16 protein-coding genes are annotated in these 16786 nt (G+C 66.2%); 10 read left to right on the forward strand and 6 right to left on the reverse strand.

Features of this window, described 5'->3' with window-relative positions; all coding sequences use genetic code 11:
- Positions 1-92: 92 nt before the first annotated feature.
- The gene (locus tag BM372_RS06990; protein ID WP_090953515.1) at positions 93-350 is read right to left on the reverse strand and encodes a mycoredoxin; all 258 of its coding nucleotides are present in this window, start codon (positions 348-350) and stop codon (positions 93-95) included.
- Between the two features lie 156 nt (positions 351-506).
- On the opposite strand from BM372_RS06990, the gene BM372_RS06995 reads away from it, so the two are divergent.
- Entirely contained in the window at positions 507-1253 is a 747-nt protein-coding gene (locus BM372_RS06995; protein WP_090953517.1) for an SOS response-associated peptidase, read from the forward strand.
- An 86-nt stretch (positions 1254-1339) separates the two neighbouring features.
- Here the strand turns inward: BM372_RS06995 and BM372_RS07000 are convergent, their stop codons facing one another.
- Entirely contained in the window at positions 1340-1762 is a 423-nt protein-coding gene (locus BM372_RS07000) for a VOC family protein (RefSeq protein WP_090953519.1), read from the reverse strand.
- A gap of 20 nt (positions 1763-1782) precedes the next feature.
- Between BM372_RS07000 and BM372_RS07005 the strand changes: the two genes are divergently transcribed.
- A complete protein-coding gene (locus BM372_RS07005) occupies positions 1783-2103 on the forward strand; it encodes a chorismate mutase (protein ID WP_090953521.1) in 321 nt (106 codons plus the stop codon).
- A gap of 199 nt (positions 2104-2302) precedes the next feature.
- On the opposite strand, the gene BM372_RS07010 is transcribed toward BM372_RS07005, so the two are convergent.
- Positions 2303-3073 carry a DUF4386 domain-containing protein gene (locus BM372_RS07010; RefSeq protein ID WP_090953523.1) on the reverse strand — a complete coding sequence of 257 codons (771 nt, stop codon included), beginning with the start codon at positions 3071-3073 and terminating at the stop codon, positions 2303-2305.
- A 156-nt stretch (positions 3074-3229) separates the two neighbouring features.
- Complete coding sequence (locus tag BM372_RS07015) at positions 3230-3616, reverse strand: hypothetical protein (RefSeq protein ID WP_090953525.1); 387 nt, start codon at positions 3614-3616, stop codon at positions 3230-3232.
- A gap of 191 nt (positions 3617-3807) precedes the next feature.
- Between BM372_RS07015 and BM372_RS07020 the strand changes: the two genes are divergently transcribed.
- The 6 genes from BM372_RS07020 to pdxS all read left to right on the forward strand — a co-directional run bounded on the left by BM372_RS07020 (position 3808) and on the right by pdxS (position 12317).
- A complete protein-coding gene (locus BM372_RS07020; protein WP_090953528.1) occupies positions 3808-4143 on the forward strand; it encodes a DUF6504 family protein in 336 nt (111 codons plus the stop codon).
- Positions 4140-7664, forward strand: coding sequence for a DNA polymerase III subunit alpha (locus BM372_RS07025; RefSeq protein WP_090953531.1), 3525 nt, complete (start codon positions 4140-4142; stop codon positions 7662-7664). The genes BM372_RS07020 and BM372_RS07025 overlap by 4 nt, the downstream gene beginning before the upstream one ends.
- A gap of 171 nt (positions 7665-7835) precedes the next feature.
- Positions 7836-9845 carry a threonine--tRNA ligase gene (gene thrS / locus BM372_RS07030; RefSeq protein WP_090953533.1) on the forward strand — a complete coding sequence of 670 codons (2010 nt, stop codon included), beginning with the start codon at positions 7836-7838 and terminating at the stop codon, positions 9843-9845.
- Positions 9846-9864: 19 nt separating this feature from the next.
- Complete coding sequence (locus BM372_RS07035) at positions 9865-10503, forward strand: HIT family protein (protein ID WP_090953536.1); 639 nt, start codon at positions 9865-9867, stop codon at positions 10501-10503.
- Positions 10496-11134, forward strand: coding sequence for a phosphatidylinositol phosphate synthase (pgsA, locus tag BM372_RS07040; RefSeq protein WP_090953538.1), 639 nt, complete (start codon positions 10496-10498; stop codon positions 11132-11134). Before BM372_RS07035 ends, pgsA begins: the two co-directional genes overlap by 8 nt.
- 256 nt (positions 11135-11390) lie before the next feature.
- A complete protein-coding gene (pdxS, locus tag BM372_RS07045) occupies positions 11391-12317 on the forward strand; it encodes a pyridoxal 5'-phosphate synthase lyase subunit PdxS (protein ID WP_090953540.1) in 927 nt (308 codons plus the stop codon).
- Positions 12318-12490: 173 nt separating this feature from the next.
- Here pdxS and BM372_RS07050 read toward each other — a convergent pair whose 3' ends face one another.
- On the reverse strand, positions 12491-14503 hold the full coding sequence (locus tag BM372_RS07050) for a M3 family metallopeptidase (RefSeq protein ID WP_090953542.1): 2013 nt from the start codon (positions 14501-14503) through the stop codon (positions 12491-12493).
- Between the two features lie 114 nt (positions 14504-14617).
- Between BM372_RS07050 and BM372_RS07055 the strand changes: the two genes are divergently transcribed.
- Both BM372_RS07055 and BM372_RS07060 read left to right on the forward strand, forming a co-directional pair.
- On the forward strand, positions 14618-15469 hold the full coding sequence (locus BM372_RS07055) for an alpha/beta fold hydrolase (protein ID WP_090953785.1): 852 nt from the start codon (positions 14618-14620) through the stop codon (positions 15467-15469).
- 56 nt (positions 15470-15525) lie between these two features.
- Entirely contained in the window at positions 15526-16305 is a 780-nt protein-coding gene (locus tag BM372_RS07060; RefSeq protein WP_256214104.1) for an alpha/beta fold hydrolase, read from the forward strand.
- Here the strand turns inward: BM372_RS07060 and BM372_RS07065 are convergent.
- Complete coding sequence (locus tag BM372_RS07065) at positions 16302-16778, reverse strand: GNAT family N-acetyltransferase (protein WP_090953547.1); 477 nt, start codon at positions 16776-16778, stop codon at positions 16302-16304. The two genes, BM372_RS07060 and BM372_RS07065, sit on opposite strands and share 4 nt — an antisense overlap.
- Between the last annotated feature and the right edge of the window lie 8 nt (positions 16779-16786).

Raw genomic sequence — 16786 nt, forward strand, 5'->3', positions numbered from 1 at the left:
GTACTGGCACAACGGGCGACGGCGCGGCCCTTGGGAGGCCGCGCCGTCGTGGTTTGGTGTCGCTTTTTGATGGCCTTCGGATGATGGAAGGGCTAAGCGGCGAGCCGGCTCTTGACCTCGGCCGCGGAGGGGTTGGTGGCCGCGGTGCCGTCCGGGAAGAGGACGGTGGGGACGGTGCGGTTGCCGCCGTTGAGCTGCTCCACGAGGTCGGCGGTGCCTTCGACTTCTTCGATGTTGATCTCGGTGTAACCGATGCCCTGTGCATCGAGCTGCTTCTTCAGGCGGTTACAGTAGCCGCACCAGGTGGTCGAAAACATGGTGATGGTGCCGGAATCGGGAGTGAAGTCCACTAAGTTCTCCTCAAGCTGGTGGTTGGGACCGGCGTGTAGGGCCGGGTGCCCACGGAAGTCTTGCCTCACTGCCAACAACCGTACCGTGCACCCCACTATTCCCGCACGGTGTTTCCGCCAGTGGCCCGGAACGCCCCTCGGTGGCATGCTGGGACCATGTGTGGACGCTACGTGATGGCCCGGGCCGTCGGAGACCTGCTGGCTGAATTCGACGCGGAGCTCGAAGACGAGATCGCGATCCCGCCGTCCTGGAATGTTGCCCCTACGGCCGACGTGCCCATTTTGCTGGAACGGCTGGTGGATGGGGAACCGGTCCGCCAGCTCCATGTCGCGCGCTGGGGCTTGGTGCCTTCCTGGGCCAAGGACCCGGGAATCGGGTCGAAGATGATCAATGCGCGCAGTGAGAGCGTGCTGGAGAAGCCCGCTTTCCGAAAGGCGACCCGCTCCCGGCGCTGTGCTGTCCCGGCGGACGGCTATTACGAGTGGAAGGGCGAGGGCCGCGGCAAGAAGCCCTACTACGTGCATCCAAAGGACGGAAAGCCCATCGTGTTCGCCGGACTCTATGAATGGTGGAAGGACCCGTCCAAAGCTGAGGGCGACCCGGAACGCTGGATGCTCTCGACGTCGATCATCACCACCGACTCCCCGCCGGAGGGGTACGCCGGGGGAATGCTGGCCGAGCTGACCGCGCTGCACGACCGCGTCCCGTTGCCAATGGACCGCGACACCATGCAGACGTGGCTGGACCCGCAGGCCGACGACGCGGCTGGGCTCGTGGACCTGGTCCGGGCCGGGGCCCACGACGTCGCCGAAGGCTGGCGGATCGACGCCGTCGGCACCGCCGTCGGGAACGTCAAGAACGACTCGCCGGAACTCATCCAGCCGGTTGGAACCCTGTTCTAGCGCCGGTTGCCGGGCGGATGGTTGCCTGCCGGGAGTATGTTGCTGCAGGGAGGGCCCAGTGGGTGTCTGAGCGTCTTCGAGATCGGTCAGAGCGTCACTCTGCCGCCGCCGTCGACCGCCCAGCTGGGATTGAACGCGACCTCCCAGCGGTAGCCGTCCGGATCAGCGAAGTACCCGGTGTACCCGCCCCAGGGCTGCGTCTGCGGCGCGGCGACAACAACAGCGCCCGCCGACGCGGCGTCAGCCATGACCTGGTCGACCTCCGCGGCGCTGCCCAGGTTATGGCTCAGCGTGATGCACGGAACGCCGGACGGGGCGTCCGTGGCGGCTTCGGTCTGCATTTGCCTGGCATCCCAGAGCGAAAGGAGGAGGCCGTGGTTGACCTGGACGAAGAGCACTTCGCCGGGGACTTCCCGGTGGACGGGCCATCCAAGGCCGTCAACGTAGAAGCTGCGGGAGGCGCTAACACTGCGGACACCCAGTGAGATTAAGTCGACTCGTGGCTGCATCTTTGGATACTGTCAGAAACATGCCCACAAATCACGAACTCGACAAAGAAGCCCAGGCCGACAAGGAGCAGCTCGCAGCTGTGCGGGTGGCAGTTGACGAAGTGGATGAGCAGATTGTGGCGCTGATCGGCCGCCGGGAGCGGTTGATCCGGATCGCCGGGACCCTGAAGGCCGACAGCGCAGAGGTTCGGGCGCCGGGCCGCGTGGAGCGCGTGCTCGAACACGTCAAGGCAACAGCGGAACAGAAAGACATCGACGTCGAACTCGTCGAAAAGACCTACCGCGCCATGGTGGATGCATTCATCGCGCTGGAACTCGAAGTGTACAAAGCCGGCAGCTGAGGCTGCGGCGGGTCAGGCTCCGGCGCATGTGGACGATGTGGCGCTCGCCGTTGCCGCGTGCTCATGCTGTTGCCGCCGAGGGCGCCTGTGCGGCACGCTGCTCCCCGGGAGCCCGGAAGGGCAGGCGGATCTGGAGCAGGAGTCCGGTGATCGCGGTGACGACGAGTGCTCCCGCTGGCGCCGAAGACGCTCAGGGGGATCAATTGCCTGAGGGGGAGGTGGCAACGGGGGAGCCAGTACTGGCGGGGGTTCCGCGGCGGGCGGAGCGGATGAGGATGCTGACGCCGAGGGCTGCCACCCAGAGTCCCCAGCCGGTGCTGCCGAGGAGGCCCGCGAGATCCCAGACGGGGAAGCCCGGAACGGCGGTGGCGAGGATGTCGCCCTGATTCAGCAGGTAAATAATGCTGACGAGGAGCCCTGCGGCACCGAGCCAGCGGGGGAGGATACCGCTGCGCAGGATGATCACGCTGAGGGTGACTGACCACGCGATGATGAGCAGCTGGCCCAGGTGTTCTCCCAGGAGCGCCCCGCCGAACTGGTGCTGCGCTGTCCAGGCGGCGTCTACTGCTGCTTGTGTCGTGGCGTCACCACTGACATATGAGCTGGCGAGGGGCGGAACGACGAACACCCAGCGTAGGAACCCGATGAGCGACAGGAGCACCGAGGCGGCGCCTAAGTAGGTGGCAACACGCAGCACCGGATGATCGCGCAGGCCCAGAGCTGCGGGCAGCAGCAGGACCGGCACGGCCAGGAGCCCGTAGGTCCAGGCGGTCGCAAACCAAGTCCAGACCAACCCGGGACCGCCGGCCACGAAGGCCGGCAGCACAACGCTGGCCGGTTCCCGCAGGATGTCCGGCCAGTCAAACGTTACCGAAAGGGTTGTCGCTGCCCCCGCGAACGCAAGGGCGCTCACGACGAACAATCCGCCGGTCACCGACAGGAGGTTCCTGTCCACGTAAGTGGTTGTCATGGTGCCCGTCTTCCAGAGAATGTTGCACGCCGTACAGACACCCGCCAATGGCTGAAGCTTCCATGCATTAGCAAAGCCTACGGTTCGTCCCCATAGACGGGCTATCCACCGGCCCTATGCCGTTCCTCAGCGCGTGGCCGGGCCGGTTCCGCCCGGCTACAGGGCCTCTTCCACGGGCACGTTGGCTTGGTAATCCCGGCCGTCGGCGTCGCTGAACGCCGTCATGAGGTGGCCTTTTGGCAGCCCCAGCACCGTGGCGAGCGGGAAATGGCCGGTAATGGTGTTGCCCGAGTGCTCGACCCCCTTGAGGTCGAAATTTTCCTCGGTTCCGTCATGGCTGAAGCAGAAGAAGGAGACGGCTTCGCCATTCATGAACTCGATCCCCATTCTTCGCTGATGGGAGTAGTCAGGGGTTGCCGCCAGGAGCCCAACCACATATGCGCCCTGGCCGGGAATGTTGCCTTCAATATCAAAAGTCGCCACCAAGATTGAATCCTTGGCGGCGATTCTTACGTGCTTCAGGAGTGCGTTATGGGAGCTCATGGCTCAATCCTGCTACCTGCATCTGCGTCCGTCCACCCCTGATCTGGGTTTTGCGCTGGCTCCGGCGTAGACTGGATTTATTCGAAGGTATGTTCGAATAACTTAGAAGAAGCAGTACTGATGAAGCGCTAGAAGCGGAAGCCGAAGCGGGGACTGGGCCGGCTCCAGCCCGGACGGGGTCGGGAGGCAATGTGGGCATGTTCAGCGAGTCCGTGGAGGTCGCCTGCATGCCCTCAGGACAGCCCCTGCGCCTCGCCTGGAAAGGCCGGCACTACACGGTCTGCGCGGAACCCGTCCGCTGGTATGAACGCCGTCAGTGGTGGACGGAGGAAACCCGGGCGCCTCTCGGGAGCGGTCCGGGGCTGGTGGACCACGAGATCTGGCGGGTCGAGGTGCGTGCCGTGGGGGAGGACGTGGCAGAGCCTACTCTCACCCTTGACCTAAGCCGGCATATCGGCAGCGGACGGTGGCGGCTCGTGAGGATCCACGACGCCCTGCACCCACTGCGGAGGGCTGAACCAGCATGAGCTTCACCCATTTGCACGTCTCTACCGCATTCAGCGCCCACTACGGCGTCTCATGGCCGGATGAAATCGCCGCCTCCGCAGCCGCCGACGGCGCCACCGCGCTGGCCTGCACGGACCGCGACGGACTGTACGGAACCGTCAAGCACTTGAAGGCGTGCATGGCGGCCGGACTTGATGCGATCGTCGGGGTGGACCTCGCTGTCTTTGACGACGACGGCGACCTCCGCACCCAGCTCGGGGGACGCGTCGTCGTGCTGGCGCACGGACACAACAACGGTGCCGGTTACCGGGCGCTGTGCCGGCTGATCTCCGATGCCCATGCCCGCACATCGGGCAAAGCCGGGGGAGTGGTGCCTGTAGCCGTCACCCGGGCCGAACTGGCCTCGCGCACCTTGCACCCGGAAACCCTCCAGCCGGTCCTGACCGTGCTGATCGGCCCTGACTCCGACGTCGGCCGCGCCATGGGCGGCCGGCGGTACCTGCGCCCCCGAACCCTGTTCAAACGCTGGCTGGACGCCATGCCGCCGGGCACGCTGGCTGCGGAGGTGGTTTCCCAGCTCAGCCCGCCAGGGGAAGCACTAAGCACCGCCCAAGCGGTGCGCATGCTCAAACTTGCCGCAGAACACGGGGTACCCGCGGTGCTGACCAACGCCGTACGGTATGTCGCCGAGGACGGCGCGGCCACCGCGGATGTGCTCGACTCCGCACGGACCCTCAAATCCCTCCCCGAACTCTCCGCCGCCCCGCTGCTGCAGCCCAACGGGCAGGGCTGGCTGAAATCGTCTGCCCAGATGCTGCAACTGGGCAAGGAGATTATCCATGCCGCCGGGTACGGCACGGCGGACCTCAAACGGCTTCTCGCACAAACCGAGGCGCTCGCGGATCGTTGCCGCATGGACCCGGTGGCCGATATGGGCTGGAAGCAGCCTGTGGTCCCTGAAGCATCCGTGATCGGAATCGCCGGAGACGCGCTCGCAGAGCTGACCCTGCGCTGTGAGGCCGGTATCGGCCGCCGTTTCCCGGGAATCTCCGGGCAGCGGGAACAGCAGATGCGATCCCGGCTGGAGCACGAGCTCCGGATCATCGATTCGCTGGGCTTCGCCTCCTACTTCCTGACCGTCGCAGAGGTCTCACGGATGATCCTTGCCCTGGGCGTCCGGGCAGCCGCCCGCGGCTCGGGCGCCTCCAGCCTGGTCAACTACCTGATCGATATCAGCCAGGTGAACCCGCTCCAGCACGACCTCATTTTTGAGCGATTCCTCTCCCGCGACCGCGCCACGCTGCCCGACATCGACATTGACGTCGAAAGCGCCGAACGGCACAACGTCTACAGGAAGATCTTTGAGCGCTTCGGGGCCGAACGAGTCACGCTGATGAGCATGCAGAACGGCTACCGCGCTCGCGGTGCTGTGCGGGACGCCGGCCTCGCCCTGGGCATGGACGACGGCGAGGTCGGGGAAATCGCCAAGCAGCTGTGGCGTTTTTCTGCCCGGCACTTCCGCGAAGCCCTCGTGGAGAAACCGGAACTGAAGGAATTCGCCGACCGGGTGGAGCAGCGCGGCTTTAGCGAAAACCAGCAGCTGGACCTGCTGGTGGACCTCACGGAACGGCTGGACCGGCTGCCCCGCCACATCTCCATGCACCCGTGCGGTGTCATCCTCGGCGATGCCACCCTGCTGGACCGCACCCCGGTGCAGCCCAGCGGCCTGGGACTGCCCATGAGCCAGTTCGACAAGCACGACATGGACCCGATGGGCATGCTCAAACTCGATGTCCTGGGTGTCCGGATGCAAAGCGCCATGGCCTTCGCCGTCCGGGAAGTCATCCGTCTCCACCCCTCCAAGGCCGAGGTGGTCGCCGCAGGTGCGCATCCGGCCGGTCCGGACGGGGCAGGCCCGGATTACATCGCCGAGGACGGCCGGATTGACCTCAACGCGGTCCCGCTCGACGACGAGCCAACCTACGAACTGATCCGCAGCACCCACACCCTGGGCTGTTTCCAGATCGAATCCCCGGGCCAGCGCGAACTCATCGGCAAACTGGCGCCGCGGGAATTCAACGACCTCATCATCGACATCTCCCTCTTCCGGCCCGGGCCGATGAAGTCGGACATGGTGCGGCCCTTCCTGGAACACCGGCACGGCTTCGCACCGGAGGTCTATCCGCACCCGGATCTCAAGCCGGTCCTCCAAGAGACGCACGGGGTCACCGTATTCCATGAGCAGATCCTGAAGACCTTCGACGTTATGACCGGATGCGGGCTGGCGCGGGCCGATGAGTTCCGCCGGGCGCTGGGCAACGAGGTGCTGGAAGCGAAGGTGGAAGAGTTCTTCCGGAAGGAGGCGCGGGCCCGAAACTACAGCCCCGAGGTGGTGGACAAGGTCTGGGGGACGCTGAAGGCCTTTGGCAGCTTCGGCTTCTGCAAAGCCCACGGGGCCGCTTTTGCCGTGCCCACCTACCAGTCGGCCTGGCTCAAGGCGCACCACCCGGAAGCCTTCCTGGCCGGGCTCTGGGAACACGACCCCGGCATGTACCCCAAACGCCTGCTCGTCGCCGAGGCCCGCCGACTGGGCATCCCCATCCTTCCCCTGGACATCAACCGGAGCCAGGCCGAGTACCGGGTGGAGCGGGTGGAATCCGGGCCGGACCGGGGCAGGCTGGGCATCCGGCTGAGCCTGAACGGCATCTTCGGCCTCTCCGGCGCCGAGCTGAAACGGATTGTGGCCGGCCAGCCCTATGATTCCCTGGCGGACCTGCGCGCGCGATCGCGGCTGAGCCGGCCCAGTATCCAGCGCCTGGCCCAGTTGGGCGCCTTCGATTCACTGCACCGGGCCTCCGGGGGAACCGCCAACCGGGCGGATCTGGTCCAGCATCTGCAAAAGCTCCAGGCCCGTCCCCAGCGGAAGGGAGTGGAGATCGTTGACGGTCAACTGGCGTTGCCGCTCGGGGATGTGGAACTGAAGAACCTGAGGGGGGTACTTCCCGCACCCAGCATGGTGGACAACGTCCGTGCGGAACTGGACCTGATGGCAGTGGACGTCAGCGAGCACCTCATGACCAGCCACCGTCCGCTGCTGGACCGGCTCGGCGTCACCACCGCTGACAGGCTGCTGGGACTTCGTAACGGCACGGAAGTGCTCGTTGCCGGGGTCCGGGTGGCCACCCAGACCCCGCCCATGCGGGGCGGCCGGCGTGTGGTGTTCATCAGCATCGACGACGGCACCGGCTGCGTGGACTCGGTCTTCTTCCACGAAGCTCAGGAGCAGGCAGGTTCCTTGCTGTTCGGCACCCGCCTGCTGCTGATCCGAGGCACCACCCGGCGGACCGGACCGCGGGGAATCAGCATCAGCGCCAGCATGGCCTGGGACCTCAGCCGTCCGGAGACCCTGCCTTTTCCGAAACCGGAACCCGGCGCTGCCCCCCAGCGCGAGCCAGACCCGACCAGCCCCCTGGGATCCCCCGTGGACTCTCCGCTGGACGGGATCAGCAGGAGTCTGGCCATCACGGGGCTGGGCGGCTGAACGCCGTCGAACGCGGAACGGTTCCTGCGGGCGCCGCCGTGTTGCGGCGCTAGTGTGCCGCGTCCGTGGCACGTTGGTTGGCCTCTGGAGAAACCGATAGCATGGACGAGGCTGGCTGTGGTCCCCGTACGCCACAAGCTACGAAGCCTTAACTTTGAATAGGAGACACCCGTGTCAGATGCCCAGCAGATCACCCTTCTCGTCGACGGCGAAGAGACCAAGGTGACTACCGGGACCACCGGCGCGGAACTCTTCTTTGAGCGCCGCGACGTCGTAGTTGCCCGCGTCAACGGCGAATTGAAGGACCTGGACCAGCCCCTTCCCGAGGATGCCACGGTCGAGGGCATCACCATTGATTCCCCGGACGGGCTTAACGTCCTGCGGCACTCCACGGCCCACGTCATGGCCCAGGCCGTCCAGCAGCTGCGCCCCGACGCGAAGCTCGGCATCGGCCCTTACATCACCGACGGCTTCTACTTCGACTTCGACGTCGCGGAACCCTTCACCCCGGAAGACCTCCGCCAGCTCGAAAAGATGATGCAAAAGATCATCAACCAGAACCAGAAGTTCGTCCGTCGTGTGGTGTCCGAGGACGAGGCCCGCGAAGCGATGAAGGACGAGCCCTACAAGCTCGAACTCCTGGGCAAGAAGAACGACGCCGCCGAGGCCGGGGAGGGCGTCAACGTCGAAGTCGGCGCCGGCGACATCACCATCTACGACAACGTGGACCGCAAGAGCGGCGACAGCGTCTGGTGCGATCTCTGCCGCGGCCCGCACCTGCCCAACACCAAGCTGATTTCCAATGCCTTCGCGCTGACCCGTTCATCCGCCGCGTACTGGCTGGGCAATCAGAACAACCAGCAACTGCAGCGCATCTACGGCACGGCCTGGCCCACCAAGGACGCGCTCAAGGCCTACCAGGAACGCATCGCCGAAGCCGAACGCCGCGACCACCGCAAACTGGGCGCCGAGCTGGACCTGTTCTCCTTCCCGGACGAACTGGGCTCTGGCCTGCCGGTGTTCCACCCCAAGGGCGGCATCATCCGCAAGGCCATGGAGGACTACTCCCGGCAGCGCCACGTTGATGCCGGCTACGAGTTCGTCTACACCCCGCACATCACCAAGGGGCACCTCTACGAAGTCTCGGGCCACCTCGACTGGTACAAGGAGGGCATGTTCCCGGCGATGCACATCGACGCGGAACTGAACGAGGACGGCACGGTACGCAAGCCCGGCCAGGACTACTACCTCAAGCCGATGAACTGCCCCATGCACAACCTGATCTTCCGCTCGCGCGGACGCTCTTACCGCGAACTGCCCCTGCGGCTCTTCGAGTTCGGGTCGGTGTACCGCTACGAAAAGTCCGGCGTGGTGCACGGCCTGACCCGCGTGCGCGGCATGACCCAGGACGACGCGCACATCTACTGCACCCGCGAGCAGATGAAGGACGAGCTCACCACCACGCTGAACTTCGTCCTGGGCCTGCTCAAGGACTACGGCCTGGACGACTTCTACCTCGAGCTCTCCACGAAGAACGAGGACAAGTTTGTCGGCGACGACGCCACCTGGGAGGAAGCCACCCGGACCCTGGCCGAAGTAGCCGAAGCCTCCGGCCTGGAACTCATCCCGGATCCGGGCGGAGCCGCGTTCTACGGCCCCAAGATCTCGGTCCAGGCCAAGGACGCCCTCGGCCGCACCTGGCAGATGTCCACCATCCAGCTGGACTTCAACTTGCCGGAGCGTTTCGAACTGGAGTTCCAGGCCGCCGACGGCACCCGTCAGCGGCCCGTGATGATCCACCGCGCCTTGTTCGGTTCGGTGGAGCGCTTCATGGGTGTGCTGACTGAACACTACGCCGGTGCCTTCCCGGCCTGGCTGGCGCCCGTGCAGGTGGTGGGCATTCCGGTAGCCGAGGCGTTCAACGACTACATGTTCGACGTCGTGGACCAGCTCAAGGCGGCCGGCATCCGCGCCGAAGTGGACATCTCCTCGGACCGTTTCCCGAAGAAGATCCGTACGGCCAGCAAGGACAAGATCCCGTTCGTGCTGATCGCCGGCGGAGACGACGCCGAGGCAGGAGCCGTCTCCTTCCGCTTCCGCGACGGCAGCCAGGACAACGGCGTTCCCGTCGCTGAGGCCGTCAAACGGATCGTCGACGCCGTCCACAACCGGACCAGCTAGGCAGACGGAAGGGCAGCGCGTGCAGGAAACCACAGGGGCCGGGCCGGAGTATCCGGGCGACCACGACGTGACGGATGACTTCGGCCTGGCCGGGGTCCCGGACGCCTTCCAGCGCCTGTGGACCCCGCACCGGATGGCGTACATCAAGGGCGGACAGCACCAGTTCAAGAACCGGGACGACTGCCCGTTCTGTGCCGCCCCGGAGCGGGGGGACGAGGACGCCCTGATCGTGTACCGGGGCAGGACCAGTTATGTGGTGCTGAACCTGTTCCCGTACAACCCGGGCCACCTGCTGATCTGCCCCTACCGGCATATCCCCGATTACACCGACCTCACGGTGGAGGAAACCGCGGAATTCGCCGAACTGACCCAGACGGCCATGCGCGTGCTGCGGAAGGTCGCCAATCCCAGTGGTTTCAACATTGGCATGAACCAGGGCGTCACCGGCGGGGCAGGCATCGCCGGGCACCTGCACCAGCACGTGGTGCCGCGCTGGGGCGGGGACGGGAATTTCTTCCCCATCATTGCCCAGACCAAGGCGATCACGCAGACGCTCGGCGAGGTTCGCCAGCAGGTGGCTGACGCGTGGCCGGAGGATTTGCCCGTCCAGCCGGACGCGGCCGTCCGGCCGGAGGCAGTTGGGGAGCAGGATGCTTAACCGGCACGCGCGCGGGTTCTTCACCGCGCTGTTCTCCCCGTTCGCCCGGTGGCTGCTGAAGATCGGCGTGTCCCCGGACGCCGTGACGGTGGTCGGCACGCTCGGCGTGGTGGTCGGCGCCCTCGTGTTCTACCCGCTCGGACAGCTCTTCTGGGGGACGCTGTTCATCACAGCCTTCATCTTCTCTGATGTCATTGACGGCATCATGGCCCGGATGCAGCATCGCGGCGGCCGCTGGGGCAACTTCCTGGACTCCACCCTGGACCGCGTGGCTGACGGCGCCCTCTTCGCCGGCGTCGCGGTCTGGTTCTTCACCGGCGGCGCCAACCCGGCGATCGCGATCGCCGCCGTCGTCTGCCTCGTGCTGGGCATGGTGGTCTCCTACGCGCGAGCCAAGGCGGAGGCCCTCGGTTTTCACGCCAACGTGGGCATCGCCGAGCGGGCCGAGCGGCTCGTGTCCGTGCTGGTGGTCACGGGGCTCACCGGCCTGGGCCTGCCCGCCGTCGTGCTTTTCGTAACCTTGTGCCTTTTGGCGGCTGCGAGCCTGGTGACGGTGATCCAGCGCATCGTGACCGTCCACCGACAGGCGCTGGCCGAACCCGAAGGCACAACCCCCGAACGGACCGCCTGACCGGACCGCCTGACCCGACTGACTGACCCGACTGCCTGACCGGACCGGACGGCGGCGTGCGGCATCCGGCCGGACCGCGGAATCCCCGGCGCAGGGCGCGTCTGGACCGTGGTAACCGGAATTCTGCCGCGCACGGGACGGGGGCTAGTATTAGCTTTACCGGCCAATGGATCCGGTAATCCGGAGTGCGCGAGGCAAGTCATGGACGTGCCGTCCGCGCCCCGGCGAGGTCATCTATCTACCCATAGGGGTTTTTGTGTCTACACCTGATGTAAGCAGCGAAGCCGGCGCGTCCGCGAAGAACGTCACGGGCAGCAGCCGCGTCAAGCGCGGCATGGCGGAGATGCTCAAGGGCGGCGTCATCATGGACGTCGTCAACGCCGAGCAGGCCCGCATCGCCGAAGACGCCGGTGCCGTGGCAGTGATGGCGCTGGAACGCGTTCCGGCCGATATCCGCGCCCAGGGCGGCGTGTCCCGCATGTCCGATCCGGACATGATCGACAAGATCATCGCCGCCGTGTCCGTGCCGGTCATGGCCAAGGCCCGGATCGGGCACTTCGTCGAGGCACAGGTCCTGCAGTCCCTCGGCGTGGACTACATCGACGAGTCCGAGGTCCTCACCCCGGCCGACTACACCAACCACATCGACAAGTGGAACTTCACCGTTCCGTTCGTCTGCGGTGCCACCAACCTCGGTGAGGCCCTGCGCCGCATCAACGAGGGCGCGGCCATGATCCGTTCCAAGGGCGAGGCCGGCACCGGCGACGTCTCCAACGCCACCACCCACATGCGCCAGATCCGGGCCGAGATCAAGAAGCTCGCATCCCTGCCCGAGGATGAGCTCTACGTCGCCGCGAAGGAACTGCAGGCACCGTACGAACTGGTCAAGGAAGTCGCCGCGACCGGCAAGCTCCCGGTGGTGCTGTTCACCGCCGGCGGCATCGCCACCCCTGCCGACGCCGCCATGATGATGCAGCTCGGCGCCGACGGCGTGTTCGTCGGCTCCGGCATCTTCAAGTCCGGCAACCCGGCCCAGCGTGCCGCCGCCGTCGTGAAGGCCACCACCTTCTACGACGACCCGGACGAGATCGCCAAGGCCTCCCGCGGCCTGGGCGAGGCCATGGTCGGCATCAACGTCGACGAAATCCCGCAGCCGCACCGCCTCGCCGAGCGCGGCTGGTAACGTTCGACTGCTTCTCCACAGACTCGGCGCCAAGGCGCCTCGTCCATGGAGCCTCTGCAGTCTCTCTTATTAAGCCAAGAGAGTCGGGCGCGATTGTCGCCTGGGTATTGATCACGACGCCGGCCCGCCACCTGTCCAGGTGGCGGGCCGGCGTCGTTTGCGTTCAGCGTGCGTTAGTCCAGGCCGCGGCGCTTGAGCAGCGGGCCGAGATCAGCGTCCCTGCCCCGGAAGGTCCGGAATGACTCCAGCGGGTCCCGGCTGTTGCCGCGCGAAAGCAGCTCGGCCCGGAAGAAATCGCCGTTGTCCCGGCTGAGGCCGCCGTTCTCCTTGAACCATTCCACGGTGTCGGCGTCCAGGACTTCGCTCCAGATGTAGGAGTAGTAGCCCGCGGCGTACCAGCCGCCGGCGAAAATGTGCTGGAAGTAGCCCGTCCGGTACCGCGGCGGGATGAGGCTGTGCGCCACGCCGGCCGCCGCGAGGGCCTTGGCCTCGAATTCCAGGGCATCTTCGGGGGTCCCGGACACATCCAGCACATGCCAGGCCAGGTCCAGCAGGGCAGCGCCGAGGTATTCCGTGGTGCCGAAGCCTTCGCCCCACAACTGGGCGGCATTGAGCTTGTCCACGGTTTCCTGCGGGAGGGCTTCGCCGGTCGCGTGGTGCCGCGCGTAGTTGGCCAGGACCTCGGGCCACATGATCCACATTTCATTGACCTGCGACGGGTATTCCACGAAGTCCCGGGGCACGTTGGTGCCGGAGAAGCGCGGATAGGTGACGGCGGAAAACAGTCCGTGGAGGGCATGGCCGAACTCGTGGAACGTGGTGCGCAGTTCGTCCAGCGTCAGCAAGGTGGGCTCGCCGGCTGGCGGCTTGGAGATGTTGAGGTTGTTGATCACCACCGAACGGGTGTTGAGCAGCCCGGACTGCTCCACGAGGGAATTCATCCAGGCTCCGCCTCGCTTGGTGTCACGGGTGTAGTAGTCGCCCAGGAACAGGCCAAGGTCTGTGCCGTCGGAATTCTTTACCTCCCAGACGCGCACGTCCGGGTGGTAGCCGGAGAGGTCGCCGCGCTCGTGGAACGTGACGCCATACAGGGCGTTCGCCGCGAAGAAGACACCGTCGTTCAAAACCCGGTCCAGCTCGAAATAGGGGCGCAGGGCCTGCTCGTCCACTGCGTACCGCTCGCGTTTGACCTTGGCCGAGTAGTACGCCCAGTCCCAGGCCTCGAGCGGGTGGCCTGCGGCCTCGGCCAGCGCTTCGGCCTCCCGGTCGGCATTGCGGACGGCCGCGGGCGCCAGCCGGCTCATCATGTCCTGCACCGCCTGGAAGTCCGGGGCCGTCTGCCGGTCCACGGTGAGTTCGGCGAAGTTCGCAAAGCCCAGCAAGGCGGCCTTTTCGGCGCGCAGCCGGACCATATCCTTGACCAGATCGAGGACATCGAGACTGCCGCCACCGCTGCCGCGGCCGATCGAGGCCTCGTAGAGCCGGCGGCGGACATCCCGGTTCGCCAGGGCAGCCATGGCAGGCTGGTTGCTTGGCTGGATCAGCGTGAGCAGGAACTTGCCCTCGTGTCCGGCGGTCCGCGCGGCCTCCGCTGCGCTGGCGACGTCGTCAGCGGGCAGGCCGGCGAGGTCGGCGGCGTCGTCCAGCAGCAAGGCCGCGGACTTCATGCCTTCCTTCACCCGCTGCCCGAACTCGGTGCCCAGCCGGGCAAGCTCGGCATTGATGTCCTTGAGCCGCTCCTGGCCGGCGTCGTCAAGCTGGATGCCCGAGGCCCGGAACTCCTTGAGGTATTCCTCCACGAGACGGGCGGACTCCGCATCCAGGGCGGCAGGGTCCAGCGCCGCGAAGCGTTCGTAGAGTCCCCGGTTGAGGTAGACGGCATCTTGGTGGGCGGAGAACAAGGGGGAGAGGCTGGTTTCGAGATCGCGGATCGCATCCGACGCGTGCGCGGAAACGAGGGTGAAGAAGGATGCAGCCGCCCGTTCCAGGAGCTGGCCGGAGCGTTCCATGGCTAGGGCGGTGTTCTCGAAGGACGGGGCCTCCGGGTTGTCCACGATCGCCTGGATTTCGGCCAGGTGCTCGGCCAGGCCGGCCTCAACGGCCTCCGCATAGTGTGCTTCTTCGATATCCGCGAAAGGCGGCAGGCCGTAGGGCAGGGTGCTGGGGCTGAGGAGGGGATTGGTCATGAAATGACTCTTTCATGCATGTCGGGGGTTCTCAACGGTGGCGCGAGGGTGTTGTGAGTCCGCCGTCGTAAATGATCGGCCTATTCTCTCCCGGGAGCCCTAAGCTTGGGCAGCATGGAGACCTTAAATGAGCGGCGGCGCATCGTGGCGTCGTCCGGCGCTGAGCTGGCCGTATTTGAGTACGGACGTGAGCCCGGCCCGGATGTGCCGACGCTGTTGCTGGTACACGGCTATCCGGACGACCATCGGGTCTACTTGCCCGCCATCCGTGATCTGGCCCGAAGCCACCATGTGGTGGCCTACGACACCCGGAACGCGGGCGCGTCGGCCGTCACCGGTCTCCCGGGGGACTTCACGCTGGGCGCGCTCATGGAGGACATGTTCGCCGTGCTGGCGGCTGTCGGAGCCACGGATGTCCATCTCGTGGGCCATGACTGGGGATCAATCCAAGGCTGGGCCACCGTGCAGGACTCCAGGGCCGCGGGCCTGATCGGCCGGTACACTTCCATCTCCGGCCCGGACTTGCAGCACTTTGCCCGGTGGGTGCGCAGCCGGTATTCGCGGCCACGCGCATGGCCACAGCTGGCCGGCCAGCTGGCCCGAAGCTGGTACATCGCCGCGTTCCTCGTGCCCAAGCTGCCGGAGGCCGCCTGGCGACTGTTCCTCACGAAACGCTACGAGCGGACGGCGAAGCGCGACGTCGGCGATGATCCCGTCCGCGGGCTGGCGCTCTACCGCGCCAACTTTTTCCGGGGACGGACGTGGCCGGCAGGGGGCCGCGTGACGATTCCCGTCCAAGTCGTTACGCCGCTGAAGGATTCCTTCCTGTCGCCGGATCTCGTGGACGGGCTGGGTACGTGGGTGGATAACCTCACGGTCATCCGGGTGGACAGCGGCCACTGGTGGCCGGCATCCCGGCCCTCGGAGTTCGTGGAGCTGCTGCGGGGAAGTTATGTCAGCCGATGACGGCGGCGCAGCGGCCTGTCGGGCGTAGTGCCAGGGGCGGGACGTTCGGCAACGGAATGGAGTACCTGTGCTGGGGCAGCGGACCGAAAACGCTCTTGTTCATCCAGGGCGGCCCCGGGAGTACGGTTCCTCAAGGGATAATGCGCCGCATGATCCGCCGGCAGTTCGAGCCGTATCTGAACGCGGGATTTTCCGTCTGGGTGGTGACCCGGCGCAGGAACATGCCGCCCGGGCACACGATTAGCGACATGGCCGGCGACTACGCCCACGTGATCACGGAGGAGTTCGGCGGACACGTGGATGTCGTGGTGGCAGAATCGTTCGGCGGAATGATTGCGCAGTACCTCGCGGCCCTGCACCCCGACGCTTTCGGCCGGATCGTTGTGGTTATCGCCGCGGCTGAGCTCAGCGACTGGGGCAAGGACGTCGACGCGCGGATGGCAGGCGCCCTGGTTAGCGGCGACGCCGGGCGGGCCGGGACTGTATTCGCCGAGTATCTGTTTCCAGGGCCGCGGCTGACGTGGCTCCGCCGGCTGCTGGGGCCTCTCATCGGTGGTCGCCTGCTCGCCGCCTCCGACTACCCGCCGGAGGACGTGCAGACTGAAGCTCGGGCGGAGCTGAGCTTCAATTCGCGAGCGGTCCTGCCAAGGATCCGGCCGCCGGTACTGCTCATCTGCGGGGACCACGACAGGTTCTTCCCGAGGGATGTTGCAGCCGAGACCGCCGGTCTGATCCCGGACTGCACATTGATTTGGTATGAAGGCCTCGGTCATCTTCGGGTGGCCGCCAGCAGCAGGGTGGCCCGGGACGTGTTGGCGTTCGTCAACGGCAATTAGTGCAGTTCACGGGTCATGAAGACACTGTTCGGATCGGGTACGTAGCTGCCAAACGGCGGGCAGTCGATGAATCCGTGCCGGTGATAGAGCCGGCGGGCGGGGGCGAAGAACTCCTGGCTGCCGGTCTCCAGGAACAATTGGTCGTAGCCGCTTCGCCGGGCCTCCTCAAGGATGTGTTCGAGCAGAAGCGTGGCAACGCCCCGGCCGCGGGCATGCGCCGTGGTCCGCATTGACTTGATTTCGCCCTGTTTCTCTTTGCCGGGCCCGGCGTCCAGTCGCTTGAGCGCGCCGCAGCCGAGGACCTCGGAGTCCTGCCGAGCGGTCCAGAACGCGATCTCCGGGCCGGAAAGCGCTCCGTGGTCCAGCGCGTGCACGCTGTCCGCTGGCGACGTCGCGTACATGTCCGCGAGGTGCTCGCTCAGGAGCTTACGGACATCCGTTCGCCCCGGGTCATCCCGCTCAATCCGAATCATCTGAATCT

It is taken from the genome of Arthrobacter sp. ov118 (assembly GCF_900116495.1).
In the GTDB taxonomy this organism is placed as follows: Bacteria; Actinomycetota; Actinomycetes; order Actinomycetales; family Micrococcaceae; genus Arthrobacter.